Below are 25,896 nucleotides of genomic sequence, written 5' to 3'. Positions count from 1 at the left end.
CGATATCGCATGCTCGGCCCTCTGTGTCTCGACAACCAGAAAAGACCGATTTGCCTCGGTCCTGCCGAGCATGCACCGCGACACAGTGAATCATTCCCCGGACACCCCTGCGCTTGCGGGGAGAGGTCGGATCGCATGCAGCGAAGCGAAGTGCGGTCCGGGTGAGGGGGAGTCTCCGCAACTCGTCTGCAGCCGTCTGTGCGGAGCAAGCCCTTCACTCAACCCACTAAGAGCGAGCTGCGCTCGTCTTGACCCGGCAAGAGCGGCGCGAGGGAGCAATAGACCGATCGCGATTCCAAAAGCTCGCGACGCCGCTGCAAGGTGCGGCATGTTTCCGCATTGTAGCCATCTGTGACTTGAGTTCGCGCTGCCGCTTTGGCAAGTCAGTCCGGTCAACGCCCGCCCCGGTCCTGATCGGACACCTTCATTTGACCCTTTCCTCCAATCTTCGCGGCAGCCTGTTCATGGCTGCGGCCATGGCCAGCTTCACGGTCAACGACACCATCACCAAGGCGGTGTCGGCGGAGCTCAACATCGGCGAGATCCTGCTGGTGCGCGGCCTGGTTGCGATGGTGCTGGTCGCGGCGCTCGCCTGGTACCGTGACGCGCTGCGCAGTTTCAGCGTGCTGCTGATCTGGCCGGTCGGGCTGCGCGTCCTTGGCGAGATCGGCGGCACGCTAACCTATCTCTCCGCGATCGCGCAGATCCCGCTCGCCAACGCCTCGGCGATCTTCCAGGCGCTGCCGCTGGTCATCACGCTCGGTGCGGCGCTGGTGTTCGGCGAGCCGGTCGGCTGGCGGCGCTGGCTTGCGATCGCGGCCGGCTTCATCGGGGTGCTTGTCATCGTTCGGCCCGGTGCGGAAGGCTTTAGCCAGGCTGCACTCTTGGCGCTGGCGTCGGTCGGCTTCTGCGCGGTGCGCGATCTCGCCACCCGCCGTATCCCGAAAGAGCTGCCGACCGTGTTCATCACGCTGCTCACCACCGTGACCGTGACGACGGCGGGTGCTGTCGTCCTTGTGCCGCTCGGCGGCTGGCGGCCGCCGTCCGGCACCGCGCTCGGCCTGCTCATATTGGCCGCGGTCCTGATCCTGATCGGTTATCAGTGCATCATCGTGTCGCTGCGCACAGGCGACATCTCGGCGGTGGCGCCGTTCCGCTATACCGCGCTGCCGTGGGCGATGCTGACGGGCTATCTCGCCTTCGGCCACAAGCCCGACGGTCCGATGCTCGCGGGCGCCGCGATCATCGTGGCCTCCGGCCTCTATGCCTTCTACCGCGAGCGCAAGCGCGACAAGCTCCGTCCCGCCGCAACGGGACCGGGGCTACCGCCGGACGGGTTGTGACGCATCCGTGATCCTACGCAATCATTTGCAAATCACTTGGCGCAATGTGCGATCAGCCGTGCGACGAATGCGCCGCACGCCTCGAGCTGCGACATCTCGACGAACTCATCCGGCGTATGCGCCTGTGCGATCGAGCCGGGGCCGACCACAACGGACGGCACGTCCGCCATGCTGACGAACAGGCTGGCCTCGGTGCCGAAGGCAACCTTGGCGTGGTCGTTGCGGCCGGCAAATTGCTTGGCGAGCGTGACGATGGCGGCGTCGGCGACGGTGTCGAGCGCGGGGTAGTCGAGGATCTCTTCGAAGTCGATGCCGCAGTCCGGATGCCGCTTGCGCATGTCAGGCTCGATCTCGGCCTTGGCCCAGGCGATGATCGCGTCCGTCACCTCTCTCGACTCGGTGATGCCGATGCCGCGGCACTCGAATTCCACCACGCATTGGTCCGGCACGATGTTCAGCGCGGCGCCGCCATGCACGATGCTGGTGAGCAGGGTCGAGTGCGGGACATCGTAGAGGCTGCCTTGTTCGGCATCCGCGGTCAGCAACGCGGCGCGGCGGCGGATCTCGGTGATCAGGTCGGCGGCATATTCGATGGCGTTGACGCCGTCGGGCGCGATCGAGGAGTGGCGGGCGAGCCCGCGGAACGTGGCGCGCACGCCATGCTTGCCCTTGTGCCCGATGATCACCTGCATCTGGGTCGGCTCGCCGACGAAACAGCCGAGCGGCTTGATCGGCTTGCGCGCGACCTCGCGCAGCATCGGACGCACGCCGACGCAACCGATCTCCTCGTCATAGGAGATGGCAAGATTGATCGGCGTCTTCAGATCGGCCGCGAGCATCTCGGGAACCATCGCGAGGCAGACGGCGACAAAGCCCTTCATGTCGGTGGTGCCGCGGCCGTACAGCCGGCCGTCGCGCTCGACGAGCTCGAACGGGTTGTGGCTCCAGTCCTGTCCCACAACTGGCACGACATCGGTATGCCCCGACAGCACCAGCCCGGCCTTGTCCTCAGGGCCGACAGTGACCCACAACGAGGATTTCTGCCCGGTTTCATCGACGATGCGTTGCCCCGCGAGGCCAAGCGAGGCGAGGTAGCGCTCGATGTAGTCGATCAGGGGCAGATTGCTGCGGTCGCTGACGGTGTCGAACGCGACGAGGTCGGCCAATAGCTTGCGGATGCGGTCGGAACGTTGATTTTGCATTGCCTGTTCGTTTGCGAGGGATTGTGCGAGGAATGACGAGTGTGCGAGCGATCCTGCCAGCGAAGTATAACAGCTGGTTGGCCTGCCGAGGCCAAGCAATATTTGGACCGTTGCCGGCGGTTATTGCGGTCCAGGCGTGTGGGATGGGTTGGGTAGAGCGAAGCGAAACCCATCAAACATATCCGCGCGGCGCGGTGAGATGATGGGTTTCGTGAAGTTTATCATCGGGGCGCGCGCGTTGCGCGGACCTAGCGCGGAACGAAAGGCAAGACTCGGGCGATTCATGTCGCGAGAATGCGAAACTGTTCCCCATTCTCGGCTGTCATCGACCGGCTCGGACCGGGCGATCCAGAACGCCGCGGCCTCTCGGCCCAAGCACAGACGTCTCTGGAGTACTGGATCACCCGCATGCGTATGCGCAGGTGATGACACCGCATTGTTTGGCACTTGAATGCGAACCATCTCCAGCGTCGTCCCGGCGAAGGCCGGGACCCATTACCCCAAATGCCAATGAATGCGCGACGCTGGGGCAACAGCCTTCTTCAACTACTCGACCCTGTGGTTATGGGTCCCGGCCTTCGCCGGGACGACGGTCGTGAATGTGGAGCCATCGGGGCCGCAGCCGGGATAACCACGGAGACTGCCCTCGCTAGATCGGCTTGCCCGTATACGGCATCGATGCGGTGAGGCCGCCGTCGACCGGGATGGCCTGGCCGTTGACGTAGGACGCTTCATCGCTCGCCAAAAACAATCCCATCGCGGCGAGCTCGTGCGGCTGGCCGGCGCGCTTGAGCGGATTGAGCTGGCCGATCTTGTCCTGGGTGCCGCGCTCCTTGGCGCGATCGAACACCGGCTTGGTCATGCCGGTTTCGATCAGGCCCGGGCACACCGCATTGATGCGCACGCCGGTGCCGGAGAGCGAGTAGGCGGTGGTCTGCACCAGGCTGATGACGCCGGCCTTGCTCGCGCCGTAGGGATGTCCGCTGGCACCCGACTTCAGGCCCGCGACGGAGGCGGTGCAGACGATCGAGCCGGAACCTTGCTTCGTCATATGCGGAATCGAATGCTTGATCGCGAGGAACGGGCCGATCAGATTGACGCGCAGCACTTCCTGCCAATGTTCGACGGTCTGGTCGGCGAGCGGGACGAGGCCGCCGCTGACGCCGGCATTGGCCCAGATCGCATCGAGCTTGCCGTACTTCGAAACCGCCTTCTCGATGAAGGCCTTTACGTCGCTCTCCGAGCCGGCATCGGCGGTGACGGCCTCGACGGTGCCGCCGGCATCGCGCACCAGCTTGGCGGTCTCGTTGACGCCCTCGGTGCGATCGACCGCGATCAGCTTGGCGCCTTCCCTGGTGAACAGCAGCGAGGCGGCGCGGCCGATGCCGCTGCCAGCGCCGGTGATGATGACGGATTTGCCTTCGAGGCGGCCCATGAGTTTCTCCCTGTTCACGTGATTAGTTCGGGTGGTCCTTGGCGAGTCTGCCGCGCGACGGAATTCAAACAAAATTTCAAACGTCCGAAGCACTTGAGACGGTGTGCGGCGTGACGTACAGCGAGACGGGACACTATTGAAGGGCTCATCCGATGTCCAATCCAGACAAGCCTGAGGTGACGGTGACGCGGTGGTGGTGGGTTCGTCACGCGCCGGTGCGCAGCGACGGCGGCAACATCTACGGACAAGAGGATATCGACTGCGACACCGGCGATGTCGAGGTGTTCGAGGCGGTCGCCAAGATGCTGCCGCGCGATGCGGTCTGGTATTCGAGCAATTTGAAGCGCACACACAAGACTGCGGACGCGATCTGGGCTGCCGGGTTTCCAAAGCCTGAAAGCATGACGCAGGAACGCGACTTCGCCGAGCAGCATCTCGGCCAATGGCAGGGTATGAACCGCGCCGCGTTTCTCGCCAGTCGTCCGCCGGGTACGGCCTGGTTCGCCGACGTCAACGATCCCGCGCCCGGCGGCGAGAGCTACATGGATCTCTACACCCGCGTCTGCCGCACCATTGTGCGGATCACCGCCGCGGAAGCGGGCAGGAATATCATCGCCGTCGGCCATGGCGGCGTGATCAAGGCCGCGGTCGGGCTGGCGCTCGGCGGCCAGCCGGACAGGGGGCTGTCGTTCGATATCGATAATGTCTCGGTGACGCGGCTCGATCACATCGCGAGCGCCGGCCTGTCGACCTGGCGCTTGCCGATGGTGAACCAGCAGCCGTGGATTGCCGATCCGCGCCACGCCGCGATGCATCAGCCGTCCGGGCCTGAAGTCAGGCCGGCGAGCAAGCTTGCGTGATCGTCATTCCGGGATGGTCCGAAGGACCAGACCGCAGATGCGCAATTGCGCATCGGGGAATCTCGAGATTCCGGGTCGACGCTGGTGCGTCGCCCCGGAATGACGCTAAGACGAACACTTAACATCAGGGAGAGAAACATGACCTTGTTCGACATGAAGGGAAAAGTCGCCGTCATCACCGGCTCGACGCGCGGCATCGGACGCGCGATCGCCGAGCGCATGGCCGAGCACGGCGCCAAGGTCGTGATCTCCTCGCGCAAGGCTGACGTCTGCGAGCAGGTGGCGAAGGAGATCAACGACAGCTACGGCAAGGGCACCGCGGTTGCGATCGCGGCAAACATCTCGTCGAAGGAAAACCTGCAGAACCTGGTCGACGAGAGCAACCGCGCCTTCGGCAAGATCGACGTGCTGGTCTGCAACGCGGCGTCGAACCCGTATTACGGTCCGCTCGCCGGCATCTCCGACGATCAGTTCCGCAAGATCCTCGACAACAACATCGTCGCCAACAACTGGCTGATCTCGATGGTGGTGCCGCAGATGATCGAGCGCAAGGACGGCTCGATCATCATCGTGTCCTCGATCGGCGGCCTGAAGGGCTCGACCATCCTCGGCGCCTACGCGATCTCCAAGGCTGCCGACATGCAGCTCGCGCGCAACCTCGCCTGCGAATACGGCAAGCACAATATCCGCGTGAACTGCATCGCGCCCGGCCTGATCAAGACCGACTTCGCGAAGGCGCTGTGGGACAATCCGGACAATCTGAAGGCCTCGACCGCACGCTCGCCGCTGCTGCGGATCGGCGTGCCGGACGAGATCGCTGGCGCCGCCGTGATGATGGGCTCGCGCGCCGGCGACTTCATGACTGGCCAGACCATCGTGATCGACGGCGGCGCGACGATCAGCTGAGCATCACTCGTCATTCCGGGGCAGCCCGCAGGGCTGAACCCGGAATCTCGATGTTGTTGCGCGAGATTCCCCGATGCGCGATTGCGCATCTTAGGTTCGCGCCCCGGAATGACGGACTACTCCACCGCCGCATACACCCCGTTGCGCACCAGCGAGCGGGTATATTCGCGCTGGCCCGGGCCCTGCATCATGAAGACCGCGATCAGGTCTTCGCTCGGATCGATCCAGAAGAAGGTGCCGGCCATGCCGCTCCAGAAATACTGGCCGACCGAGCCGGAGAACGGCGCGATGCCCTGCTGCATGCGCACGGCGAAGCCGAGGCCGAAACTGTGGCCGGGCGACACCAGCGTGCCCTGGATCTTCACGCCGGCGCCGAGGTGATCGGAGGCCATGAATTCGAGCGTCTTGCGGCCGATGATCCTGGTGCCGTCGAGCGAGCCGCCGTTCAGCAGCATCTGCGCGAAGCGGGCATAGTCCATCGTGGTCGAAACCAGGCCGCCGCCGCCGGATTCCATCGCCGGCTTCTCCAGCATGTTGAACAGCTGCACCTTGTCGTTGGTCCAGGGATCGTTGGCAAAGGCCTCGGCGAGGCGGCCGGCATTGGCTTCCCCGGTGTGGAAGGCGGTCTCGGTCATCTGCAGCGGCGAGAGGATGTGCTCAGTGAGGTACGCGCCGAGCGTCTTGCCGCTGACGACCTCGATGATGCGGCCGAGTATGTCGGTGGAGCGGCTGTAGTTCCACTCGGCGCCGGGCTGGCAAACCAGCGGCATGCCGGCGAGCATGGTGGCGTGCTCGGCATTGGTGATCTTGCGGCTGCGCAGCCGCGACTGCTGGTAGAGCTGCTGCACCGGGCCGTTGCCGGTGTGGTCATAAGTAAGCCCAGACGTGTGGCGAAGCAGGTCCTGGATCGTCATCTGCCGCTGCACGGGTACCAGCTCGAGCTTGCCGTTGTTGTCGACGCCGACCTTGGTCTCGGCGAATTCGGGGATGAATTTCGCGACTGGGTCGTTGAGCAGGAAGTGGCCGTCCTCCACCAGCTGCATGATGCCGACCGAGACGATCGGCTTGGTCATCGAGAAGATGCGGAAGATCGTGTCATGGGCCATTGGCGCCGAGGCGGTCGGGCTTTGCCGGCCGATCGCGTCGAACCAGCCGATCTGGCCGCGCCGCGCCACCAGCACCGTCACGCCGGGCACGGTTCCCCTGTCGACCTCGCGGCGGAAGGTGTCGGACATCGCCTGCAGCCGCACGCTCGACAATCCGATCGATTCGGGCTTGGCGAGGGGAAGAGAGGGGGTGGTCGGGCTGGCGGCGTGCTTGGTGGCGGTTTGGGCGTTCATGGTCTCTCCCTGGTTGTTGATTCTTGCGGCGAGGTGCCGACACGGGGTGATCGCCGAAGTCTGGCGCAGAAGTTTTGCAATGAACAGAAGCTTCACCGCTTCGCCCTTGCAAACCGGCCATGCCCTGTGCTTGAAACGGCGCGAACCGGCGGCGACGCAGGTTCCCTGCAGGAGTGTAGCTCAATTGGTAGAGCACCGGTCTCCAAAACCGGGGGTCGCAGGTTCGAGCCCTGCCACTCCTGCCAGCTTTTAATCAACAATTTGAATGCCTTGGCCGAGGTCCCGGACCCCGGCCATGATCCTGCTCGCCTACTTGATGAGCGGGCAGCCGCCGTCCTTCAGCGGCCGGAACGCCTGGTCGCCGGGCACTTCGGCGAGCACCTTGTAGTAATCCCACGGCGCCTTCGATTCCTCGGGCTTCTTGACCTCGAACAGGAACATCGAGTGCACCATGCGGCCGTCCTCGCGCACCACGCCGTTGTCAGTGAAGGCGTCGCGGACCGGGGTCGCGCGCATCTTGGCCAGCACCGGCTTGGTCTCCTTGGTGCCGGCGGCCTTCACCGCGTTGAGGTAGTGCAGGGTGGCGCTGTAGGTCGCGGCCTGGTTCATCGTCGGCATCCGCTTCATGCGCTCGAAGAAGCGCTTGCCGAAGGCGCGGGTGCGGTCGTTGAGATCCCAGTAGTAGGCCTCGGTGATGATCAGGCCCTGCGCGAGCTTGAGCCCGAGGCTGTGGATATCCGAGATGAACATCACGATGCCGGCGAGGTTCTGCCCGCCCGCGACGATGCCGAATTCGGAGGCCTGCTTGATGGTGTTGATGGTGTCGGCGCCGCCATTGGCCATGCCGATGATCTTGGCCTTCGAGGCCTGCGCCTGCAGCAGGAAGGACGAGAAGTCCGGCGTGTTGAGCGGATGCCGCGCGCTGCCGAGCACCTTGCCGCCGGCGGCGCGGACCACGTCGCCGGTGTCGCGTTCGATCGAATGGCCGAACAGATAGTCGGCGGTGATGAAGAACCAGGTATCGCCGCCGTTCTTCACGATCGCGCTGCCGACGGTGTGGGCGTTGGCGTAGGTGTCGTAAGTCCAGTGCAGCGTGTAGGGCGAGCAGGACTTGCCGGTGATGTCGGAGCTCGCCGCATCCGTCACGATCATGATCTTCTCGAACTGCTTCGACATCTCCATGCCGGCGAGCGCGGTCGCCGAGGTCGGCATGTCGATGATCATGTCGACATTCTCGGCCTCGTACCATTTGCGGGTGATGGTGGCGGCGACGTCGGCCTTGTTGAGGGCGTCGGCGGTGACGAGCTCGATCGGCTTGCCGAACATCGACCCGCCGAACTCCTCGATCGCCATCTTGGTGGCCTCGACATTGCCGGCGCCGCCGATGTCCGAATAGACCGACTGGAAATCCGTGAGCACGCCGATCTTGAGCGGCGCCTGCTGCGCGAGCACCGGCCCTGCCAGCACAGCCGCGATCAGGCCGGCGGCGGACAGACTCGTGACGATGGATTTCATGATGGTGTGCCTCCCCGAGGTGTTCTTGTCACTTTGTCCGACAAAGCTAGATTTGCCCGGTTCCGGTGTCAATTCCGACCGCCGGGGTGCGACAATCAGGCCGAATATTGCCCGTTTGACGCCCCAAGGGCCTTCGCCTATCTTTTGTCCGACAAACGACAATCGGGGTCCGGGGGAGCTGAAGATGCCCACCACGCCGCTGTTCCGGCGTATCGATGTCGCGCCGGCCTATCAGAAGGTCGCCGACGCGATCGAACGCGAGATCATCAACGGGCGGATCAAGCCGGGCGAGCCGATCGGCACCGAGCAGCAGCTGGTTGCGCAGTTCGGCGTCAACCGCTCGACGGTGCGCGAGGGCATTCGCGTGCTCGAGGAGGGCGGGCTGATCCGCCGCGATTCCAGCCGCCGGCTGCAGGCCTGCCTGCCGCGCTACAACAAGCTCGCGACGCGACTGTCCCGCGCGCTGATCCTGCACGAGGTGACGTTCCGCGAATTGTTCGAGACCTCGATGACGCTGGAGGTCGCGAGCGTCGAGGGCGCGGTGGAGCGCGCGACCGAGGAGAACATCGCCGAGCTCGCCGGCAATCTCGAGCGCAGCGCAGCTGTCGTCGGCAATCCCGCGGCGCTGGCCGAGCTCGATGCGGAATTCCATGTGCTGATGGCCAAGGCTTCGCAGAACCGCGTGCTGCAACTGGCGCGCGAGCCCGCCGCGCAACTGTTCTTTCCGACCACCGAGATGATCGTGGGCGGCGTGCCCGAGGGCGGCGCGCGGCTGGTCGAGGCGCACCATCATCTGCTCGACGCGATCAAGCGGCGCGACAAGGAGGCCGGCGTGCTGTGGACGCGGCGGCACCTGCAGGACTGGCGGCGCGGTTTCGAGAAGATCGCCTCGCTCGATCGCTCGGTCGAGCACACCTACATGGAACACGCTTACGCCGCCCGGCAATAGCGACGGCGCGGCCAAGACAAGACGAAAACAACGACAACAAGCACATTCGGGAGGGACAAATGAGCGGAGACATCGCAGCAACCATCCAGCGCGCCCGCGGGCACAGCATCGGCGATCTGCTGCGCCGGTCGGCGAAGCGCTACCCCGGCAAGACCGCGCTGATCTGCGGCGCGGTGAGCTGGAGCTTTGCGGAGATGGACGCGATCTGCAATCGGCTCGGCCGTGGCTTGCTCGCGCTTGGCGTTGCGAAGGGCGATCGCGTCGCGGTGCTGTCGCGCAACTCGCACGGCTTCGCCGCGCTCCGCTTTGCGGTGGCCCGGATCGGCGCGATCCTGGTGCCGATCAACTTCATGCTCAATCCGGACGAGATCAATTTCATCCTCGCCAATTCCGGCGCCAAGCTGCTCGCGGTCGGCCCGGATTTCGTGGAGACGGCGCACGCTGCGGCCGCCAAGGGCTCGGCGGTCGAGACCTTGATCTGGCTGCCGGGCGAGGATCCGGCCACCGCACCCGACGGCATCACGACGTTCGACACCCTGCTGCACAGCGACGCCTCGGCGCCGGAGGTGTCGGTGGACAGCCGAGATCCCGCGCAGGTCATCTACACCAGCGGCACCGAGTCGCTGCCGAAGGGCGCGATCCTCACCCACGAAGCCGTCATGTGGCAGTATGTCAGCTGCATCATCGACGGCGGCATGGCGACCGACGATACGGTGCTGCACGCGCTGCCGCTCTATCACTGCGCGCAGCTCGACGTCTTTCTGGGGCCCGCGATCTATCTCGGCGCCACCAGCCTCATTACCGGCAAGCCGGTGCCCGACAATGTCCTGGCGCTGATCGCGGCCCACAAGATCAATTCGTTCTTCGCGCCGCCGACGATCTGGATCGCGATGCTGCGCTCGGGCGCGTTCGACCGCACCGACCTGTCGACCCTGCGCAAGGGCTATTACGGCGCCTCGATCATGCCGGTAGAGGTGCTGCTCGAGTTGCAGCGCCGGCTGCCCGAGGTGAAGTTCTGGAATTTCTACGGCCAGACCGAGATCGCGCCGCTCGCGACCGTGCTGTCGCCGGAGGACCAGCTGCCGAAGGCCGGCTCGGCCGGCAAGCCCGCGATCAATGTCGAGACGCGGGTGGTCAGGCCTGATATGACCGACGTCGGGGTGGGGGAGGTCGGCGAGATCGTGCATCGCTCGCCGCATCTGTTGTCAGGCTATTACAACGATCCGGTCAAGACTGCGGCCGCGTTCGCCGGCGGCTGGTTTCATTCCGGCGATCTCGCGACCATCGATGCCGACGGCTACATCACCGTCGTCGATCGCGTGAAGGACATGATCAAGAGCGGCGGCGAGAATGTCGCGAGCCGCGAGGTCGAGGAGATGATCTACCGGTTGCCTTCGGTGTCGGAGGTCGCGGTGGTCGGGCTGCCTGATCCGCGCTGGATCGAGGCGGTGACCGCGATCGTCGTGGTCAAGGCCGGCCAGAGCCTCGATGCCGACGCCGTCATCAAGCATTGCGCGGCGTCGATGGCCCATTTCAAGGTGCCGAAGCAGGTCATCTTCGTGGATGCCTTGCCGAAGAATCCGAGCGGCAAGCTGCTCAAGCGCGAGCTGCGCCAGCGCTATCTCGGCGGCGCCACGCTCGACCAGGCGGTGCAGAAGAGCTTCGCCGGCTAGGCTGTCTATTGGCCAGCTGTCGCCGGCGCCTTGTCCGACCATTCCGGCGGCAAGCCGAGCTTGCCGGCGGCCATTCCGACCAGGCCGGGATTGCGGCCGAACGCCTCGCAGGCCGCGTATTTCGGCTTGCCGCCGAGCGTTGCGCCAATCTTGTCGAACGATGGCAGCTCCGGCGCCTTTCCGAATGGCGTCGCGCCGGTGACGACGAGCTTGCTGAAATCGTCGCTGAAGGAAGGGGCGAGATCGTAGGCGTCACCGGCGCTCGAGACCATCGGCGAGTTGGTGAAAGAATTCGCCCCGCGGGCCCAGATCATCGCCGCCTGCTGGCGGCTGGCCTGATCGCGCACCTCGGCTTCGACGGTCAGGCTGCCAAGCCCGACCGGCAACCGCGGCACCGGCACGCCCGCGCCGAGCGCGCTCGGCAGGAAGCTGACCACCTTGGAAGTGCCCGCCGCGACCTCGTCGGTGGGCGCCGCCTGGGTGACAAGCGCGTGCAGGGACAGATCCGCAAGCTGATCGGGACCAACAACCTGCAGCCGCTCGCTCAGGCCGACGCACAGCGAACGATCGATCGCGTTGGCCACCAGGTGCCGCTGCTCCTGGGACAGCGTCGGCGACGCTGCCTGCGAGAGGGTCGTCGGGACGATCCGCACCGTCTTCGCGGCGAGGACCTCGTCCTTGTTGACGCGAACCAGCGATTTCGCCAGCACTCCGTCGGACGGCGTGAGATTGTCGTAGGATGCCAGTGACCCGCCTCGCGTCATCGGTGCGCTGGCACAGCCCGACAACAACACCATCGCAACCGCAGCGCCGGCAAGCAGGGATGACCGATTGGGCTGACCGTTGCGCGACGCCCGGCCCGTGCTCCGCGCATCAGTCGCAGCGCCCGGCAGAAATTCGATTCTCATGTACCCCTCGAACGACCGCTCACCCCACGAACGATCGAAGGTCACGATAGAGCAGGGCCGCCGGGGTCGGGATTAAGAGATATTAAGTCAGATGTAGCTCGCGAAACCGCGCGACCTATTTGAGCCACATTTGGCCGTGCAGGCTTAACAAAACGCTATATTTGCGCACTGCGCATCCGGGGCCGAGGCCTCTAAAATGCCGTGATGCAAATCCTGGAATACGACCTCGTGGCTTTCCCCGTCACCAACGCACGCATCCTCTGCGTCGAGGACGATGCCGATATCGCGCGCATGCTGGCCGAGGTGCTTGAGGACAACGGCTTCCGACCGGTGCTGGTCGGCTCGGCCGTGGAGATGGATGCGCTGCTCAAGCGCGAGAGCTTTGATCTCGTCGTACTCGACGTGATGCTGCCGGGCGAGGATGGGCTGAGCATCTGCCGGCGCCTGCGCATGTCGTCTTCGATTCCGATCATCATGGTCACCGCGCGGGGCGAGGACATCGACCGCATCCTCGGCCTCGAGCTCGGTGCCGATGACTACGTCACCAAGCCGTTCAATTCGCGCGAACTGGTCGCCCGCATCCGGGCGCTGCTGCGCCGCGTCGAGAGCGGCGCCACGTCGCGGTCACGGCCGCGTCCGCTGACCTTTGCCGGATGGCGCATCAACCCCACCACCCGTGAGCTGCATGACCCCGCGGGCGTCCGGATCACGCTGACCGGTGCCGAGTTCGATCTGCTGCTGGCGTTCTGCCGCAATCCTGGGCAGGTGCTGTCACGCGAGCAATTGATCGAGCAGGCCTTCGGCGGCCTGATCGCCTCAGTCGAGCGCAGCGTCGACGTTCATATCAGCCGCATCAGGCAGAAGATCGAACCGGATCCGAAGGACCGCTCGATGATCAAGACGGTGCGGCTCGGCGGCTACCTCTTCACGCCTGCGGTCGAGCAGATATGATGGGATGGGCGCAGCGGCTGATGCCGCGCAGCGTCGCTGCGCAACTCATGAGCCTCGTCGCGCTCTCGGAACTGATCGGCATCACGCTCGCGGCGGTGACCATCATTTTTCTGTTCGATTCTCCCTCGATCACCGACACGCAGAAGTTGCTTGCCGGGCGGGTCGCGGAGCTCACGCAGCTCGTGCGTTCCACGAAGACGCCGGCAGACGCGGATGAACTGCTGGCCGCAGCCAGGCGCGGCGGTCTCGACGTCAGGCGCGTCGCCTTAGGCGAACTGGTGCCTCGAACAGCCGCAGAGACGCGGTCGTTTTCCATGCGAGCGTTCCGGCAACTGGCTGCAGAGCCTGGAATTGAATTGATGGAGGATCTGCGCCATCCCGCAGGCTCGTCGTCACAGGTGATCGTGAGACTCGACGATGGCCACGCGCTGATGGCCGATGTTGCGGTCAAAGGCGGCCTTTGGTCCACTTTGCTCCGCCCGCTGGCCGGGGGGACGATCATCGTGCTGATCTCGATGCTGCTGCTGTCGGTCTATGCGGTGCGTTGGGTGATCGCGCCGCTGGCTGATGTCGCGCGTGCCGCGACCTCGTTCGGCCGCTCGCCGCGGGCTCCCGAGGTGCTGCGCCGGCGCGGTCCGCTCGAGATCGCCCAGGTCGCCGACGCGCTGAACGACATGCGCACGCGTATCGCAGCGCTGCTCGACGACCGCACCCGCATGCTCGCCGCCATCAGTCATGACCTGCGGACGCCGCTGACCCGGCTCAGGCTGCGCACCGAGCGCGTCGGCGACGACACCCTGCGCCCGGCGATGCTGGGCGATATCGCCAAGATGACGCGCATGATCAACGAGACCCTGGAGTATCTGCGCGAGGATGCCCGCTCGGAGGCGGCGTCGTTCATCGACCTGCCGAGCTTCCTGCAGACCATCTGTTCGGACTTCGCCGACATGGGCCACGCGGTATCCTATGCCGGGCCGGCGCGTCTGCCTTATGCCTGCCGGCCCCGCGCGCTGTCGCGCGCCGTCACCAATATCGTGGAGAATGCGGTCAAGCACGGCAGCAAGGTCGCGGTGACGCTTCGCCCCATGGAGGCCGGCCACATCGAGATCGAGGTGGCGGATGACGGTCCGGGCATCCCAACTGCGCTGCACGACAAGGTATTCGAGCCCTTCTTCAAGGCCGACAGCGCCCGGCAGGAGGGGGGCTTCGGGCTAGGGCTATCGATCGCGCAGGATATCGCCAAGCGCCATGGCGGCAGCATCGCTTTGAGGCTGCGGGAGCCGAGCGGACTGCTCGTATCGATGCTGCTGCCGCCTAAACCCGGCCTGGCCTAGAGGGGCGAGACGAACGACGCTGATCCCGCCAGGACGCCAGGGGATCGCAGGGCGCCGGCTAAGCCCTTGATTTGGAGAGACCAATGCCCGATCTCCCCGAACCGGGCGGGAGCCGGACCCGACCCCGCCGACCTTGACGTTTGGCCGGTCTCGCAGTAGATACTCGCCACTCGCAGCCGGCCCGCTTTGATGGCGGATATCCGGCGCGGCCTAATTCCCCGAACATTCGAGCTCGTTTATCGGCTCAACCTTCCAAACGAGGGCTGGGTCCGCAAGGTCGGCTGTTCGGATTCCTTGAAACGTTGCAATCGTCCGGAGACGGACGCGGATCTCACGATGGCTTTCAGCCCGTTCAAATTCCTGCAGGAAGTGCGCTCGGAGACCGCCAAGGTCACCTGGCCGACGCGCCGCGAGACGACCATCACCACCATCATGGTGTTCGTGATGGTGGCGCTGGCCTCGGTCTTCTTCTTCGCCGCAGATCAGATCATCCGCTATCTGATTACCCTGATACTGGGCATCCACTGATGAGCATGGGAACTCAATTGATGGACAAGCGCTGGTACATCGTCCACGCCTATTCGAACTTCGAGAAGAAGGTTCAGGAATCGATCCGCGAGCAGGCCAAGCAGCGTGGGCTGGAAGAACTGTTCGAGCAGATTCTAGTGCCGACCGAGAAGGTCACAGAGGTGCGCCGCGGCCGCAAGATCGACGCCGAGCGCAAGTTCTTCCCGGGCTATGTGCTGGTGAAGATGAAGCTGACCGACGAGGCGTTCCATCTGATCAAGAACACCCCGAAGGTGACCGGCTTCCTCGGCGCGGAAAACAAGCCGATGCCGATCTCGGAAGCGGAGGCGATGCGGATCCTGCACCAGGTGCAGGAGGGCGTGGAGCGTCCGAAGGCGTCGGTGTCGTTCGAGATCGGGGAGAACGTACGCGTGGCCGACGGCCCGTTCGCTTCGTTCTCCGGCGTGGTGGAAGAAATCGACGAGGCGCGCTCGCGCGTCAAGGTCGCGGTATCGATCTTCGGCCGCGCGACGCCCGTGGAACTGGAATTCGGTCAGGTCGAAAAGGTGGTCTGACCGGACGGCGCGGGGTATATGCCTCGCGTCAAGTCGAGAGGCCGTGGGAGGGAGGAGGCGGTCGCCAGCCCCTTCAACCGAACCACGGAACCTGAAACCGCCGGCCCGTCCGGCACAACAGGAGTGATAAATGGCAAAGAAAGTGACCGGATACCTGAAGCTTCAGGTCCCGGCCGGTGCGGCGAATCCTTCGCCCCCGATCGGCCCCGCGCTTGGTCAGCGCGGCCTCAACATCATGGAGTTCTGCAAGGCGTTCAACGCGCAGACCCAGAAGGAAGAGAAGAACACCCCGATCCCGGTGATCATCACCATCTATGCGGACCGGTCCTTCACCTTCGAGATGAAGACCCCTCCGATGTCCTACTTCCTCAAGCAGGCCGCCAAGATCCAGTCCGGATCGAAGGCGCCGGGCCGTGACAAGGCCGGCCAGGTGACCAAGGCGCAAGTGCGCGAGATCGCCGAGAAGAAGATGAAGGACTTGAATTGCGACACCATCGAATCGGCCATGAAGATGGTCGAGGGCTCTGCCCGTTCGATGGGTCTGGAAGTTGCGGGGTAACGGGCCATGTCAATCGGAAAGCGTTTGAAGAAGGCCCGCGAGGGCGTCGATCGCGAGAAGCTCTATCCGCTCGCGGATGCCATCAAGATGGTCAAGGAGCGCGCCAAGTCGAAGTTCGACGAGACGATCGAGATCGCGATCAATCTCGGCGTCGACCCGCGCCACGCCGACCAGATGGTCCGCGGCGTCGTCAACCTGCCGAACGGAACCGGCCGTACGCTTCGTGTCGGCGTGTTCGCGCGCGGCGCCAAGGCTGAGGAAGCCAAGGCCGCCGGTGCCGACGTCGTCGGTGCGGAAGACCTGGTCGAGAAGGTGCAGGGCGGCGCGATCGATTTCGATCGTTGTATCGCCACGCCCGACATGATGCCCCTGGTCGGCCGCCTCGGTAAGGTGCTCGGTCCGCGCGGCATGATGCCGAACCCGAAGATCGGCACCGTGACCATGGACGTCACCAACGCCGTGAAGGGCGCCAAGGGCGGCTCGGTCGAGTTCCGCGTCGAGAAGGCGGGCATCGTGCAGGCCGGCATCGGCAAGGCCTCGTTCTCCGAGGACAAGCTGGTCGAGAACGTCAAGGCGCTTGCGGACGCGGTCTCCAAGGCGAAGCCGGCGGGCTCCAAGGGCACCTACATCCAGCGCGTGGCGGTTTCCTCCACCATGGGCCCGGGCGTGAAGGTCGAGCCGGGCACGATCCTCGGCTGAGGTCTCTGGCCGTGACGAGATAAAGAGGGGCGGGACCGGGCAACCGGTTCCGCCCTTTGTTTTGCCAAAGCGTTTTCGAGCGAAGTGGCTACCGGTTCGGTGAAGAAAACGCGCCAAGACAAGATCTGAAGCCTCTCGCAAGAAAGAACAACAATGCCCGATAAGGTCCTGGTCTATTCACGCTTTCCCAAGGCCCAGCTGATCCGCTTCGGCGAGCGCTATGAGCTGCTGAATGCGGCGGGCAAACGATTGGACGAAGCGTTCCCGGCGGCCGAGCTCGCCGATATCCGCGCCATGATCACCGCGGGCGGCACGGCGCTCGGCACGGAGGCCATGGACATGCTGCCGAAGCTCGGCGCAATCGTCTGCTACGGCACCGGTTATGACGGCGTCGATCTCGCCGCGGCCGCCAGGCGCGGCATCGCGGTCGGCCACAGCCCGGGGGCCAATGCGGCCTCCGTCGCCGACACGGCGGTGACCTTGATGCTGGCGTCGGTGCGGCGGCTGCTGGTGGCTGACAATTACGTGCGGAGCGGCGACTGGGCCGGTGCAAAGCCGTCGCCGATGATGCGGCCGCAGGCCGGCATGCGCGGCCGCAAGGTCGGCGTCTACGGCATGGGCGAGATCGGCCGCAAGATCGCCGCCCGCGTCGCGGCCTTCGAGACCGAGGTCGGCTATTTCAGCCGCTCGAAGCAGGACGTGCCCTATCAATACTTTCCGACGCTGGAGGCGCTCGCCGATTGGTGCTGCGTGCTGCTGGTGGCCGTCCGCGCCGGCGCCGATACCGAGCATGCGGTCAATGCCGACATCCTGCGCCGGCTCGGCAGCGACGGGTTCGTCGTCAACATCGCGCGCGGCTCGGTCATCGACGAGAAGGCGCTGGTCGCAGCGTTGACCGACGGCGTGATCGCCGGTGCCGGCCTCGACGTGTTCGCGAGGGAGCCACATGCGCCCGATGCGCTGACGGCGTTGCCGAACGTGGTGCTGTCGCCGCATCTCGGCGGCCACACGCTGGAATCGCACGTCGCCATGCAGGATTGCGTGCTGGCCAATCTCGACGCGTTCTTTGCCGGCAAGCCGCTCGCCTATCCGGTGGCGACGGCGGCCTGACCGGAGCTTCAGCTCCGGCGCGGCGCGTGGCGCAGCTTGTCCGGGTTGCGGACGATGTAGATCGCCGCGATCCGGCCGGTCTCGCCGTCGATCGCCATGCTCAGTGTGTGGTCGACTTCGCCATCGAGGAAGATCAGCGCGCCCGCGCTGCCATTGACCATCATCGGTTCGACGCGAACCTCGCTGCCGGCGTTCTTGCCGGCGATACCGATGATGAAGCGGACGATCTTCTCTGCCCCCTTGATCGGCTTCAGCGCCGCCAGCTTGCGGCCGCCGCTGTCGGTGATCGCGATGGCATCCTCGCGCAGCAGGTTGGCGAGGGCGGAGACGTCGCCGCTGGCCGCGGCCTTGCAGAATGCCGTCAGCAGCCGTGCGTGGCCTTCGGGCGGCTCGGCGGGAACAGGGCGGTTGTCGCGGACCGATCGGCGGGCGCGCGCGGCGAGCTGCCGGCAGGCCGCCTCGCTGCGCTCGAGGGTGCGGGCGACTTCCGCGAACGGCCGGTCGAACACGTCGTGCAGCAGGAACGCGGCGCGCTCGAGGGGCGTCAGGGCGTCGAGCGCCAGCATCAGCGCGAAGGAGAGATCGTCGGCGAGTTCGGTCGCCGCCTCGGCCGACAGCGCCTCGTCGAACACCGGCTCGGGCAACCAGGCTCCGACATAGACCTCGCGCTGGGCGCGGGCGCTCTTCAGCCGGTCAAGACAAAGCCGGGTCACCACCGTGACGAGGAACGCCTCGGGATTGCGAACGTCGTCGACCGCGGCGAACCGCAGCCAGGCGTCCTGGACCACATCGTCGGCATCGCCGCGGCTACCGAGCATGCGATAGACAAGCCCGGTCAGCCGCGCCCGATACGGCGCCAGCGGGTCGCGCTCAGGCAGCCTGCTTGATGACATCGATCTGATGGCCGGCCACGGTCACGCGGCGACACTCCCTGGCATATCCCAGCGCCAGCTTCATCATGGGGAAGATGCGGCCGATTTGTAGGGCCATGGCGAGGTCGATCACGCCTTTTTCGCCCCAGCGCGCGCGAACGGCGTCGCGGCAGGCGTTATCGTCGGTCGAGCGCTGCACGATGGCGTCGGCGAAGTGGAAGCCGAGCGCGGTGTCCGCGGTCATGGCGGCAACGTCACGACGGAGTACGGCGGTGACCTGCTGTTCCGCCATTCCGGCTCCGATCGCCATGTCGACGACCAGTTGCGCACAGGGACCGCAATCTTCCGCCAGCGCGCCGGTCAGCTTGGCAGCATAGAAGGCCTCAACCGGCGCGACCGCGCGGTAGGCGGCGGCCTTCATCGCGCCGGCGAATTTGAAGAACGCGGCGGGCGATTCCTTCAGCATGATCTCGAGATAGGTGGTGTCGTAGCCGTAGCGCCTGGAATAGGCGCGCAGCATGCGGCGCGCGATGAAGCTACGCATGTCGTTCTCCTTGATTTGGTAGGGCGGAATAGAGGGCGAGCGCCGCGGGCAGGACGACCGCCACCAGATCGGGCGCGGCATGGCGGTCGTGGCCGCCGGCGATCATCACGAGATGCAGCAGGCCGTGGCCGGCCAGGAACGCGGCGCCCGCGACCGCTGCCGGCCACCAGGCCGGCCACAAGGCTCGCGCCGCCAGGCCGAGCCCGGCCGCGATGAAGGCAATGCCGACGTCCTGGACCAAATGAGAGTTGAACGGACCGGTATCGGCGGCGCCGGGCACCAGCGACCACCAGAGGGAACCGGCCGACAGCATCACCAGCCCATTGGCGAGGTTGAAGAGGGCGAGAATTCCTGCAATCCATCGTTTCATGCGAGCCTCCAGCGCCCAGACGAGCGGCGGCATTGGAGCGTGACGCCGTCGGGGAAGAAATTTTTCGCTGGGCCGGGCAGGTCGCCGAACTGGTCTGAAATTTGCTCTTGGCAAGCAGGGCAGGACCGGCTACATAGCGCCTTCCGGGCGTGCTGGCACTTGCTGGCATGTCCGTGCTCGCAATCCGAAAACCTGAGATGATAGGAGATCATTCCTTTCCGCATGCCCGCAAGGATGCTCGAAAGGAAGGAGACCCGTCGCCTTCAGAGGAATGAGAGCAGGGGCCTTCAGCGTGCTGAAGTGCCTCGATCCTGTCCAAGACTGCAGGCGCCCGCGAGAACTTCGTGTTTTCAACGGCTTAATCGCATGGCCTGCATAGACGGGTGAAGACCGGATTTTGCACTCCACGTCGCGATCAGTTCGCGGCCGGGAGGCTGGTTTGGTTCGAACCTCGACAGCCCATGGCCGCAAGGCTCTGGGAGGGCAGGCTTCTAGATGTCGTCTTGCCCGGCATGTCCGAAGGGTCTTGCGCCCCAAGGATCAGGTTTAGGGCGGGACGATGGGTGCAACCCGGCGGTCCTGCCTTCGCGGAAAGGCCGCCAACCGGAAAGAGCTTGCTGTGGAACGAGCGGCAAAAAAAGAGTCGGTCGAACAACTTAACGAGGTCTTCAAGACCACGTCGGTTGCGATCGTTGCTCACTATTCCGGCCTCACCGTGGCCCAGATGCAGAAGCTGCGCATGCAGATGAAGCAGGCGGGCGCGTCGGTGAAGGTCTCGAAGAACCGTCTCGCCAAAATTGCTCTTGAAGGCACTGACGTCGCTGCCATCGGCTCCCTGCTGAAGGGACCGACCGTGATCGCTACTTCGAACGATCCGGTTGCGGCGCCAAAGGTTGCCATCGAATTCGCCAAGGCGAACGAGAAGTTCGTCATCCTCGGCGGCTCGATGGGTAAAACCGTCCTGAATGTCGACAGCGTGAAGGCGCTTGCCTCACTGCCGTCGCTCGACGAACTGCGCGGCAAGATCGTTGGCCTCCTCGTGGCGCCGGCGACCAAGCTTGCTCAGCTCTCCAACGCGCCCGCGGCCAAGCTCGCACGCGTCATTCAGGCTCATGCCTCAAAGGGCGAAGCGGCCTGACCCTTCGCTAATCTCAAACCTGGTTCGAACCAAACGTTTAAGGAACTGAACAATGGCTGACTTGCAGAAAATCGTCGACGACCTCTCGAGCCTCACCGTGCTCGAAGCGGCCGAACTCGCCAAGCTCCTCGAAGAAAAGTGGGGCGTGTCCGCCGCTGCCGCCGTTGCGGTTGCCGGCCCGGCTGCTGGTGGTGGCGGTGCCGCTGCTCCGGCTGAAGAGAAGACCGACTTCACCGTCGTGCTGGCTGGGGCCGGCGACAAGAAGATCGAAGTCATCAAGGAAGTCCGCGCCATCACCGGCCTGGGCCTGAAGGAAGCCAAGGACCTCGTCGAAGGTGCTCCGAAGCCCGTCAAGGAAGGCGTCAACAAGGAAGAAGCCGACAAGATCAAGGCCCAGCTCGAGAAGGCTGGCGCCAAGGTCGAGCTCAAGTAATGCGCGGCCCGGGAGCGCCGCAGGGCGCTCCCGGGCCATGCAAACGGCGTGCGACAGGTTGTCGCGTGGCGCGACGGACACAAAAAAGTGTGGGGATCCGTGGACTTAACCCTCGAATCTCCTTTATTGCCATCCCATATCGGGTTGGCAGCGGAAAAACACGGTAGGCGGCGGGGACGGCAGGGTCCCTGGCGGAAGCCGTTGGGAGACAGTCAGATTTCGGGCTTTTTCAGTCCGTAAAGCGGAGCGTTTGGACGAGCGGGTGCAGTGATGCGCCCCGCGCGTTGTTTTGCGTTTTGGAGGTGGTCGGGGCCGGGACGGGGATTTAATTCCTGACTTAGCGCTTCGTTCCTTCGAGACGATTCGAAATTCAACCCGGGGCCGATGGCAGTCGCTCCCGGAAGGTTCGCCCCACAAAGGCGACGAAAATGAGAGGCCACGATGGCGCAGCAGACATTCACCGGTCGCAAACGCGTACGCAAGTTTTTCGGTCACATCAAGGAAGTCGCCGAGATGCCGAACCTCATCGAGGTTCAGAAGGCGTCCTATGACCAGTTCCTGATGGTCGACGAGCCGACCGGCGGTCGGCTCGACGAGGGCCTGCAGGCGGTGTTCCGCTCGGTGTTTCCGATCTCGGATTTCTCCGGCACCTCGATGCTCGAATTCGTCCGCTACGAGTTCGAACAGCCGAAATATGACGTCGACGAGTGCCGCCAGCGCGGTATGACCTTCGCTGCGCCGCTCAAGGTGACGCTGCGCCTCATCGTGTTCGATATCGACGAGGAAACCGGCGCCAAGTCGGTGAAGGACATCAAGGAGCAGGACGTCTACATGGGCGATATCCCGCTCATGACGATGAACGGCACCTTCGTCGTCAACGGCACCGAGCGCGTCATCGTCTCGCAGATGCACCGTTCGCCGGGCGTGTTCTTCGACCACGACAAGGGCAAGACCCATTCGTCCGGCAAGCTGTTGTTTGCCGCGCGCGTGATTCCGTATCGCGGTTCCTGGCTTGACATCGAGTTCGACGCCAAGGACATCGTGTTCGCGCGCATCGACCGCCGCCGCAAGCTGCCCGTGACCTCGCTGATGTACGCGCTCGGTCTCGACGGCGAGCAGATCCTGTCGACCTTCTACAAGAAGATCACCTACAAGCGGACCAAGGACGGATGGCGCGTGCCGTTCGATGCCAACCGCTTCCGCGGCTATTCGACCGTCAACGACCTGATCGACGCCGACACCGGCAAGGTGGTGCTCGAGGCCGGCAAGAAGCTGACCGTGCGCCAGGCGCGCCAGCTTCAGGAGAAGGGCCTGAAGGCGCTGCGCATGTCGGACGAGGAACTCGTCGGCAACTATCTCGCCGAGGATCTCGTCAACCCGAAGACCGGTGAGATCTACGCCGAAGCCGGCGAGGAGATCACCGAGAAGTCGCTCAAGGTGCTGAACGAGCAGGGTTACAAGGACCTGCCGCTGCTCGACATCGACCACGTCAATGTCGGCGCCTACATCCGCAACACGCTGTCTGCCGACAAGAACATGACGCGCGAGGACGCGCTGTTCGACATCTACCGCGTGATGCGTCCGGGCGAGCCGCCGACGCTGGATTCGGCGCAGGCGATGTTCCAGTCGCTGTTCTTCGACGCCGAGCGCTACGACCTCTCCGCGGTCGGCCGCGTCAAGATGAACATGCGCCTCGAGCTCGATGCGCCCGATACCCATCGCACGCTGCGCAAGGAAGACATCCTGGCGGTCATCAAGACGCTGGTCGACCTGCGCGACGGCAAGGGCGAGATCGACGACATCGACCACCTCGGCAACCGCCGGGTGCGCTCGGTCGGCGAGCTCATGGAGAACCAGTACCGGATCGGCCTGCTCCGCATGGAGCGCGCGATCAAGGAGCGCATGTCGAGCGTCGATATCGACACCGTGATGCCGCAGGACCTGATCAACGCCAAGCCCGCGGCTGCCGCGGTGCGCGAGTTCTTCGGCTCCTCGCAGCTGTCGCAGTTCATGGACCAGACCAACCCGCTGTCGGAGATCACCCACAAGCGGCGCCTGTCGGCGCTTGGCCCGGGTGGTCTGACCCGCGAGCGCGCCGGCTTCGAAGTCCGCGACGTGCATCCGACGCATTACGGCCGCATCTGCCCGATCGAGACGCCGGAAGGTCCGAACATCGGCCTGATCAACTCGCTGGCGACGTTCGCACGCGTCAACAAGTACGGCTTCGTCGAGACGCCCTATCGCAAGATCAAGGACGGCCGGGTCACCGACGAGGTGATCTATCTGTCGGCGATGGAAGAGGGCCGCTACCGCGTCGCGCAGGCCAACGTGCCGCTCGATGCCAAGGGCCGCTTCACCGACGACCTCGTGGTCTGCCGTCACGCCGGCGAAGTGCTGCCGGTGACGCCGGACAAGGTCGACTACATGGACGTGTCGCCGAAGCAGCTGGTTTCGGTCGCCGCGGCGCTGATCCCGTTCCTCGAGAACGACGACGCCAACCGCGCGCTGATGGGCTCGAACATGCAGCGCCAGGCGGTGCCGCTGGTTCGCGCCGAGGCGCCGTTCGTCGGCACCGGCATGGAAGGCGTGGTCGCCCGTGACTCGGGCGCGGCGATTGCCGCGCGCCGCTCGGGCGTGATCGACCAGATCGACGCCACCCGCGTCGTGATCCGCGCCACCGAGGATCTCGATCCGACCAAGTCGGGCGTCGATATCTACCGGCTGATGAAGTACCAGCGCTCCAACCAGTCGACCTGCATCAACCAGCGTCCGCTGGTGAAGGTCGGCGACATCGTCAAGAAGGGCGACATCATCGCCGACGGTCCGTCGACCGATCTCGGCGAGCTCGCGCTCGGCCGCAACGTGCTGGTCGCGTTCATGCCGTGGAACGGCTACAACTTCGAAGACTCGATCCTGCTCTCCGAGCGAATCGTGAAGGACGACGTCTTCACCTCGATTCACATCGAGGAGTTCGAGGTGATGGCCCGCGACACCAAGCTCGGTCCTGAGGAAATCACCCGCGACATTCCGAACGTCTCGGAAGAAGCGCTGAAGAACCTCGACGAAGCCGGTATCGTCTATATCGGTGCGGAAGTCCGCGCCGGCGACATCCTGGTCGGCAAGATCACGCCGAAGGGCGAGAGCCCGATGACGCCGGAAGAGAAGCTGCTGCGCGCCATCTTCGGCGAGAAGGCCTCCGACGTCCGCGACACCTCGCTGCGCGTGCCTCCGGGCGTGCAGGGCACCATCGTGGAAGTCCGCGTGTTCAACCGCCACGGCGTCGATAAGGACGAGCGTGCGCTGGCGATCGAGCGCGAGGAGATCGAGCGTCTCGCCAAGGACCGCGACGACGAGCAGGCGATTCTGGACCGCAACGTCTACAACCGCCTCGCCGAGCTGCTGGAGAACCGCCAGGGCATCGCCGGCCCGAAGGGCTTCAAGAAGGATACCAAGATCACCCGCGCGGTGCTCGACGAGTATCCGAAGTCGCAGTGGTGGCTGTTCGCCTCGCCGAACGACAAGCTGATGGCCGAGATCGAGGCCATGCGGAAGCAGTACGACGAGTCGAAGAAGGGCCTCGAGCAGCGCTTCCTCGACAAGGTCGAGAAGCTGCAGCGTGGCGACGAGCTGCCGCCCGGCGTGATGAAGATGGTCAAGGTCTTCGTCGCGGTGAAGCGCAAGATCCAGCCCGGCGACAAGATGGCCGGCCGTCACGGCAACAAGGGTGTGGTGTCGAAGATCGTGCCGATCGAGGACATGCCGTTCCTCGAGGACGGAACGCACGCCGACATCGTGCTCAATCCGCTCGGCGTGCCGTCGCGCATGAACGTCGGTCAGATCCTTGAGACCCATCTCGGTTGGGCCTGCGCCGGCCTCGGCAAGCGCATCGGCCAGACCATCGACGCCTATTATCACAAGCAGGATCTCAAGCCGCTGCGCGAGACCCTGAAGAAGATCTACGGCGAGGATGAAACCATCAAGTCGCTGAACGACAACGAGCTGGTCGAACTCGGCCGCAATCTGAGCCACGGCGTGCCGATCGCAACGCCGGTGTTCGACGGCGCCAAGGAAGCCGACATCGAGGAGATGCTGAAGCTCGCGGGCTTCGACGCCTCCGGCCAGTCGACCGTTTATGACGGCCGTACCGGCGATCAGTTCGATCGTAAGGTGACGATGGGCTATATCTACATGCTCAAGCTGCACCATCTCGTGGACGACAAGATCCACGCGCGTTCGATCGGTCCGTACTCGCTCGTCACCCAGCAGCCGCTGGGCGGCAAGGCGCAGTTCGGCGGCCAGCGCTTCGGCGAAATGGAGGTCTGGGCGCTGGAAGCCTACGGCGCCGCCTACACGCTGCAGGAGATGCTGACCGTGAAGTCGGACGACGTCGCCGGCCGTACCAAGGTGTACGAGGCGATCGTGCGCGGCGACGACACCTTCGAGGCCGGTATTCCGGAATCGTTCAACGTGCTGGTCAAGGAAATGCGCTCGCTCGGCCTCAACGTCGACCTGCACAATTCCAAGGTGGGACCGGCGTCGACGTCGGAAGCGGCCGAGTAACGCTGTGATCATGCCCGGCGCCAAACGCGCCGGGCCTTCGCACTCCGCTCGGACGTTGGGCGGGGCGCGCGCTGAATAAAAGTTTCGAATTTGCTGCCGGTGACGATCGGCAC

23 protein-coding genes and 1 tRNA gene are annotated in these 25,896 nt (G+C 64.8%); 16 read left to right on the top strand and 8 right to left on the bottom strand.

Annotated elements, in window-relative coordinates; all coding sequences use genetic code 11:
* Positions 1-428: 428 nt before the first annotated feature.
* On the top strand, positions 429-1,343 hold the full coding sequence (locus ACZBJS_RS01900) for a DMT family transporter (RefSeq protein WP_141342957.1): 915 nt from the start codon (positions 429-431) through the stop codon (positions 1,341-1,343).
* Positions 1,344-1,375: 32 nt separating this feature from the next.
* On the opposite strand, the gene argE is transcribed toward ACZBJS_RS01900, so the two are convergent.
* Together argE and ACZBJS_RS01890 are read right to left on the bottom strand one after the other, a co-directional pair.
* Positions 1,376-2,545 carry an acetylornithine deacetylase gene (gene argE / locus ACZBJS_RS01895; protein ID WP_316396656.1) on the bottom strand — a complete coding sequence of 390 codons (1,170 nt, stop codon included), beginning with the start codon at positions 2,543-2,545 and terminating at the stop codon, positions 1,376-1,378.
* 649 nt (positions 2,546-3,194) lie between these two features.
* Complete coding sequence (locus ACZBJS_RS01890) at positions 3,195-3,980, bottom strand: SDR family NAD(P)-dependent oxidoreductase (RefSeq protein WP_038380474.1); 786 nt, start codon at positions 3,978-3,980, stop codon at positions 3,195-3,197.
* A gap of 152 nt (positions 3,981-4,132) precedes the next feature.
* Here ACZBJS_RS01890 and ACZBJS_RS01885 point away from each other — a divergent pair, with 152 nt between their 5' ends.
* Positions 4,133-4,840, top strand: a complete 708-nt coding sequence (locus tag ACZBJS_RS01885; RefSeq protein WP_168857052.1) for a histidine phosphatase family protein — start codon at positions 4,133-4,135, stop codon at positions 4,838-4,840.
* Between the two features lie 138 nt (positions 4,841-4,978).
* Entirely contained in the window at positions 4,979-5,746 is a 768-nt protein-coding gene (locus ACZBJS_RS01880) for an SDR family NAD(P)-dependent oxidoreductase (protein WP_026192903.1), read from the top strand.
* 116 nt (positions 5,747-5,862) lie between these two features.
* Here ACZBJS_RS01880 and ACZBJS_RS01875 read toward each other — a convergent pair whose 3' ends face one another.
* On the bottom strand, positions 5,863-7,086 hold the full coding sequence (locus ACZBJS_RS01875) for a serine hydrolase domain-containing protein (protein ID WP_316396661.1): 1,224 nt from the start codon (positions 7,084-7,086) through the stop codon (positions 5,863-5,865).
* A gap of 169 nt (positions 7,087-7,255) precedes the next feature.
* Here ACZBJS_RS01875 and ACZBJS_RS01870 point away from each other — a divergent pair.
* A tRNA-Trp gene (locus tag ACZBJS_RS01870) sits at positions 7,256-7,331 on the top strand.
* A 64-nt stretch (positions 7,332-7,395) separates the two neighbouring features.
* On the opposite strand, the gene ACZBJS_RS01865 is transcribed toward ACZBJS_RS01870, so the two are convergent.
* On the bottom strand, positions 7,396-8,601 hold the full coding sequence (locus ACZBJS_RS01865; protein WP_141342960.1) for an ABC transporter substrate-binding protein: 1,206 nt from the start codon (positions 8,599-8,601) through the stop codon (positions 7,396-7,398).
* Between the two features lie 184 nt (positions 8,602-8,785).
* Between ACZBJS_RS01865 and ACZBJS_RS01860 the strand changes: the two genes are divergently transcribed.
* Together ACZBJS_RS01860 and ACZBJS_RS01855 are read left to right on the top strand one after the other, a co-directional pair.
* Positions 8,786-9,550 carry a FadR/GntR family transcriptional regulator gene (locus tag ACZBJS_RS01860; protein ID WP_018272155.1) on the top strand — a complete coding sequence of 255 codons (765 nt, stop codon included), beginning with the start codon at positions 8,786-8,788 and terminating at the stop codon, positions 9,548-9,550.
* A 59-nt stretch (positions 9,551-9,609) separates the two neighbouring features.
* A complete protein-coding gene (locus ACZBJS_RS01855) occupies positions 9,610-11,223 on the top strand; it encodes an acyl-CoA synthetase (protein WP_141342962.1) in 1,614 nt (537 codons plus the stop codon).
* Between the two features lie 5 nt (positions 11,224-11,228).
* Here ACZBJS_RS01855 and ACZBJS_RS01850 read toward each other — a convergent pair whose 3' ends face one another.
* Positions 11,229-12,131, bottom strand: a complete 903-nt coding sequence (locus ACZBJS_RS01850; protein ID WP_316396665.1) for a DUF3313 domain-containing protein — start codon at positions 12,129-12,131, stop codon at positions 11,229-11,231.
* A gap of 204 nt (positions 12,132-12,335) precedes the next feature.
* Here ACZBJS_RS01850 and ACZBJS_RS01845 point away from each other — a divergent pair, with 204 nt between their 5' ends.
* The 7 genes from ACZBJS_RS01845 (at position 12,336) to ACZBJS_RS01815 (ending at position 17,866) form a co-directional block, all read left to right on the top strand.
* Positions 12,336-13,082 carry a response regulator gene (locus ACZBJS_RS01845; RefSeq protein ID WP_057019557.1) on the top strand — a complete coding sequence of 249 codons (747 nt, stop codon included), beginning with the start codon at positions 12,336-12,338 and terminating at the stop codon, positions 13,080-13,082.
* Entirely contained in the window at positions 13,079-14,416 is a 1,338-nt protein-coding gene (locus ACZBJS_RS01840; RefSeq protein ID WP_463438287.1) for an ATP-binding protein, read from the top strand. Before ACZBJS_RS01845 ends, ACZBJS_RS01840 begins: the two co-directional genes overlap by 4 nt.
* A gap of 336 nt (positions 14,417-14,752) precedes the next feature.
* Positions 14,753-14,944, top strand: a complete 192-nt coding sequence (gene secE, locus ACZBJS_RS01835) for a preprotein translocase subunit SecE (RefSeq protein ID WP_028335448.1) — start codon at positions 14,753-14,755, stop codon at positions 14,942-14,944.
* 20 nt (positions 14,945-14,964) lie between these two features.
* Positions 14,965-15,498, top strand: coding sequence for a transcription termination/antitermination protein NusG (gene nusG / locus ACZBJS_RS01830; RefSeq protein ID WP_021081670.1), 534 nt, complete (start codon positions 14,965-14,967; stop codon positions 15,496-15,498).
* A 130-nt stretch (positions 15,499-15,628) separates the two neighbouring features.
* Positions 15,629-16,057, top strand: a complete 429-nt coding sequence (gene rplK, locus ACZBJS_RS01825; protein ID WP_016840552.1) for a 50S ribosomal protein L11 — start codon at positions 15,629-15,631, stop codon at positions 16,055-16,057.
* Between the two features lie 6 nt (positions 16,058-16,063).
* A complete protein-coding gene (gene rplA, locus ACZBJS_RS01820; RefSeq protein ID WP_018272150.1) occupies positions 16,064-16,756 on the top strand; it encodes a 50S ribosomal protein L1 in 693 nt (230 codons plus the stop codon).
* 153 nt (positions 16,757-16,909) lie between these two features.
* Positions 16,910-17,866, top strand: coding sequence for a 2-hydroxyacid dehydrogenase (locus ACZBJS_RS01815; protein WP_316396671.1), 957 nt, complete (start codon positions 16,910-16,912; stop codon positions 17,864-17,866).
* Between the two features lie 8 nt (positions 17,867-17,874).
* Here ACZBJS_RS01815 and sigJ read toward each other — a convergent pair whose 3' ends face one another.
* From sigJ to ACZBJS_RS01800, 3 genes are read right to left on the bottom strand one after another with little or no spacing between them, the layout of a single operon-like run.
* Entirely contained in the window at positions 17,875-18,759 is an 885-nt protein-coding gene (gene sigJ / locus ACZBJS_RS01810) for an RNA polymerase sigma factor SigJ (RefSeq protein ID WP_316396673.1), read from the bottom strand.
* The gene (locus tag ACZBJS_RS01805) at positions 18,737-19,282 is read right to left on the bottom strand and encodes a hypothetical protein (protein ID WP_253589961.1); all 546 of its coding nucleotides are present in this window, start codon (positions 19,280-19,282) and stop codon (positions 18,737-18,739) included. Before ACZBJS_RS01805 ends, sigJ begins: the two co-directional genes overlap by 23 nt.
* The gene (locus tag ACZBJS_RS01800; protein ID WP_316396676.1) at positions 19,275-19,652 is read right to left on the bottom strand and encodes a hypothetical protein; all 378 of its coding nucleotides are present in this window, start codon (positions 19,650-19,652) and stop codon (positions 19,275-19,277) included. Before ACZBJS_RS01800 ends, ACZBJS_RS01805 begins: the two co-directional genes overlap by 8 nt.
* 619 nt (positions 19,653-20,271) lie before the next feature.
* Between ACZBJS_RS01800 and rplJ the strand changes: the two genes are divergently transcribed.
* From rplJ to rpoB, 3 genes are all read left to right on the top strand, one after another.
* Positions 20,272-20,790 (top strand): 50S ribosomal protein L10, encoded by a 519-nt coding sequence (rplJ, locus tag ACZBJS_RS01795; RefSeq protein WP_028335452.1) that lies wholly within the window; start codon positions 20,272-20,274, stop codon positions 20,788-20,790.
* A 52-nt stretch (positions 20,791-20,842) separates the two neighbouring features.
* Positions 20,843-21,223, top strand: coding sequence for a 50S ribosomal protein L7/L12 (rplL, locus tag ACZBJS_RS01790; protein ID WP_028335453.1), 381 nt, complete (start codon positions 20,843-20,845; stop codon positions 21,221-21,223).
* A gap of 441 nt (positions 21,224-21,664) precedes the next feature.
* A complete protein-coding gene (rpoB, locus tag ACZBJS_RS01785) occupies positions 21,665-25,783 on the top strand; it encodes a DNA-directed RNA polymerase subunit beta (protein ID WP_057019553.1) in 4,119 nt (1,372 codons plus the stop codon).
* The last annotated feature ends 113 nt before the right edge of the window (positions 25,784-25,896 follow it).

Source organism: Bradyrhizobium sp. KZN70725 (assembly GCF_055264925.1).
This window is presented reverse-complemented; position numbering and strand designations above follow the sequence as displayed.

Bases quoted from the DNA above. Each gene is read 5' to 3' on its own strand.
- sigJ (WP_316396673.1), bottom strand. From the start codon at position 18,759: ATGTCATCAAGCAGGCTGCCTGAGCGCGACCCGCTGGCGCCGTATCGG.
- ACZBJS_RS01890 (WP_038380474.1), bottom strand. From the start codon at position 3,980: ATGGGCCGCCTCGAAGGCAAATCCGTCATCATCACCGGCGCTGGCAGC.
- ACZBJS_RS01860 (WP_018272155.1), top strand. From the start codon at position 8,786: ATGCCCACCACGCCGCTGTTCCGGCGTATCGATGTCGCGCCGGCCTAT.
- rplK (WP_016840552.1), top strand. From the start codon at position 15,629: ATGGCAAAGAAAGTGACCGGATACCTGAAGCTTCAGGTCCCGGCCGGT.
- ACZBJS_RS01865 (WP_141342960.1), bottom strand. From the start codon at position 8,601: ATGAAATCCATCGTCACGAGTCTGTCCGCCGCCGGCCTGATCGCGGCT.
- rplA (WP_018272150.1), top strand. From the start codon at position 16,064: ATGTCAATCGGAAAGCGTTTGAAGAAGGCCCGCGAGGGCGTCGATCGC.
- nusG (WP_021081670.1), top strand. From the start codon at position 14,965: ATGGACAAGCGCTGGTACATCGTCCACGCCTATTCGAACTTCGAGAAG.
- rpoB (WP_057019553.1), top strand. From the start codon at position 21,665: ATGGCGCAGCAGACATTCACCGGTCGCAAACGCGTACGCAAGTTTTTC.
- ACZBJS_RS01815 (WP_316396671.1), top strand. From the start codon at position 16,910: ATGCCCGATAAGGTCCTGGTCTATTCACGCTTTCCCAAGGCCCAGCTG.
- ACZBJS_RS01800 (WP_316396676.1), bottom strand. From the start codon at position 19,652: ATGAAACGATGGATTGCAGGAATTCTCGCCCTCTTCAACCTCGCCAAT.
- ACZBJS_RS01885 (WP_168857052.1), top strand. From the start codon at position 4,133: ATGTCCAATCCAGACAAGCCTGAGGTGACGGTGACGCGGTGGTGGTGG.
- ACZBJS_RS01850 (WP_316396665.1), bottom strand. From the start codon at position 12,131: ATGAGAATCGAATTTCTGCCGGGCGCTGCGACTGATGCGCGGAGCACG.
- ACZBJS_RS01840 (WP_463438287.1), top strand. From the start codon at position 13,079: ATGATGGGATGGGCGCAGCGGCTGATGCCGCGCAGCGTCGCTGCGCAA.
- ACZBJS_RS01875 (WP_316396661.1), bottom strand. From the start codon at position 7,086: ATGAACGCCCAAACCGCCACCAAGCACGCCGCCAGCCCGACCACCCCC.
- secE (WP_028335448.1), top strand. From the start codon at position 14,753: ATGGCTTTCAGCCCGTTCAAATTCCTGCAGGAAGTGCGCTCGGAGACC.
- ACZBJS_RS01805 (WP_253589961.1), bottom strand. From the start codon at position 19,282: ATGCGTAGCTTCATCGCGCGCCGCATGCTGCGCGCCTATTCCAGGCGC.
- rplL (WP_028335453.1), top strand. From the start codon at position 20,843: ATGGCTGACTTGCAGAAAATCGTCGACGACCTCTCGAGCCTCACCGTG.
- argE (WP_316396656.1), bottom strand. From the start codon at position 2,545: ATGCAAAATCAACGTTCCGACCGCATCCGCAAGCTATTGGCCGACCTC.
- ACZBJS_RS01880 (WP_026192903.1), top strand. From the start codon at position 4,979: ATGACCTTGTTCGACATGAAGGGAAAAGTCGCCGTCATCACCGGCTCG.
- ACZBJS_RS01855 (WP_141342962.1), top strand. From the start codon at position 9,610: ATGAGCGGAGACATCGCAGCAACCATCCAGCGCGCCCGCGGGCACAGC.
- ACZBJS_RS01845 (WP_057019557.1), top strand. From the start codon at position 12,336: ATGCAAATCCTGGAATACGACCTCGTGGCTTTCCCCGTCACCAACGCA.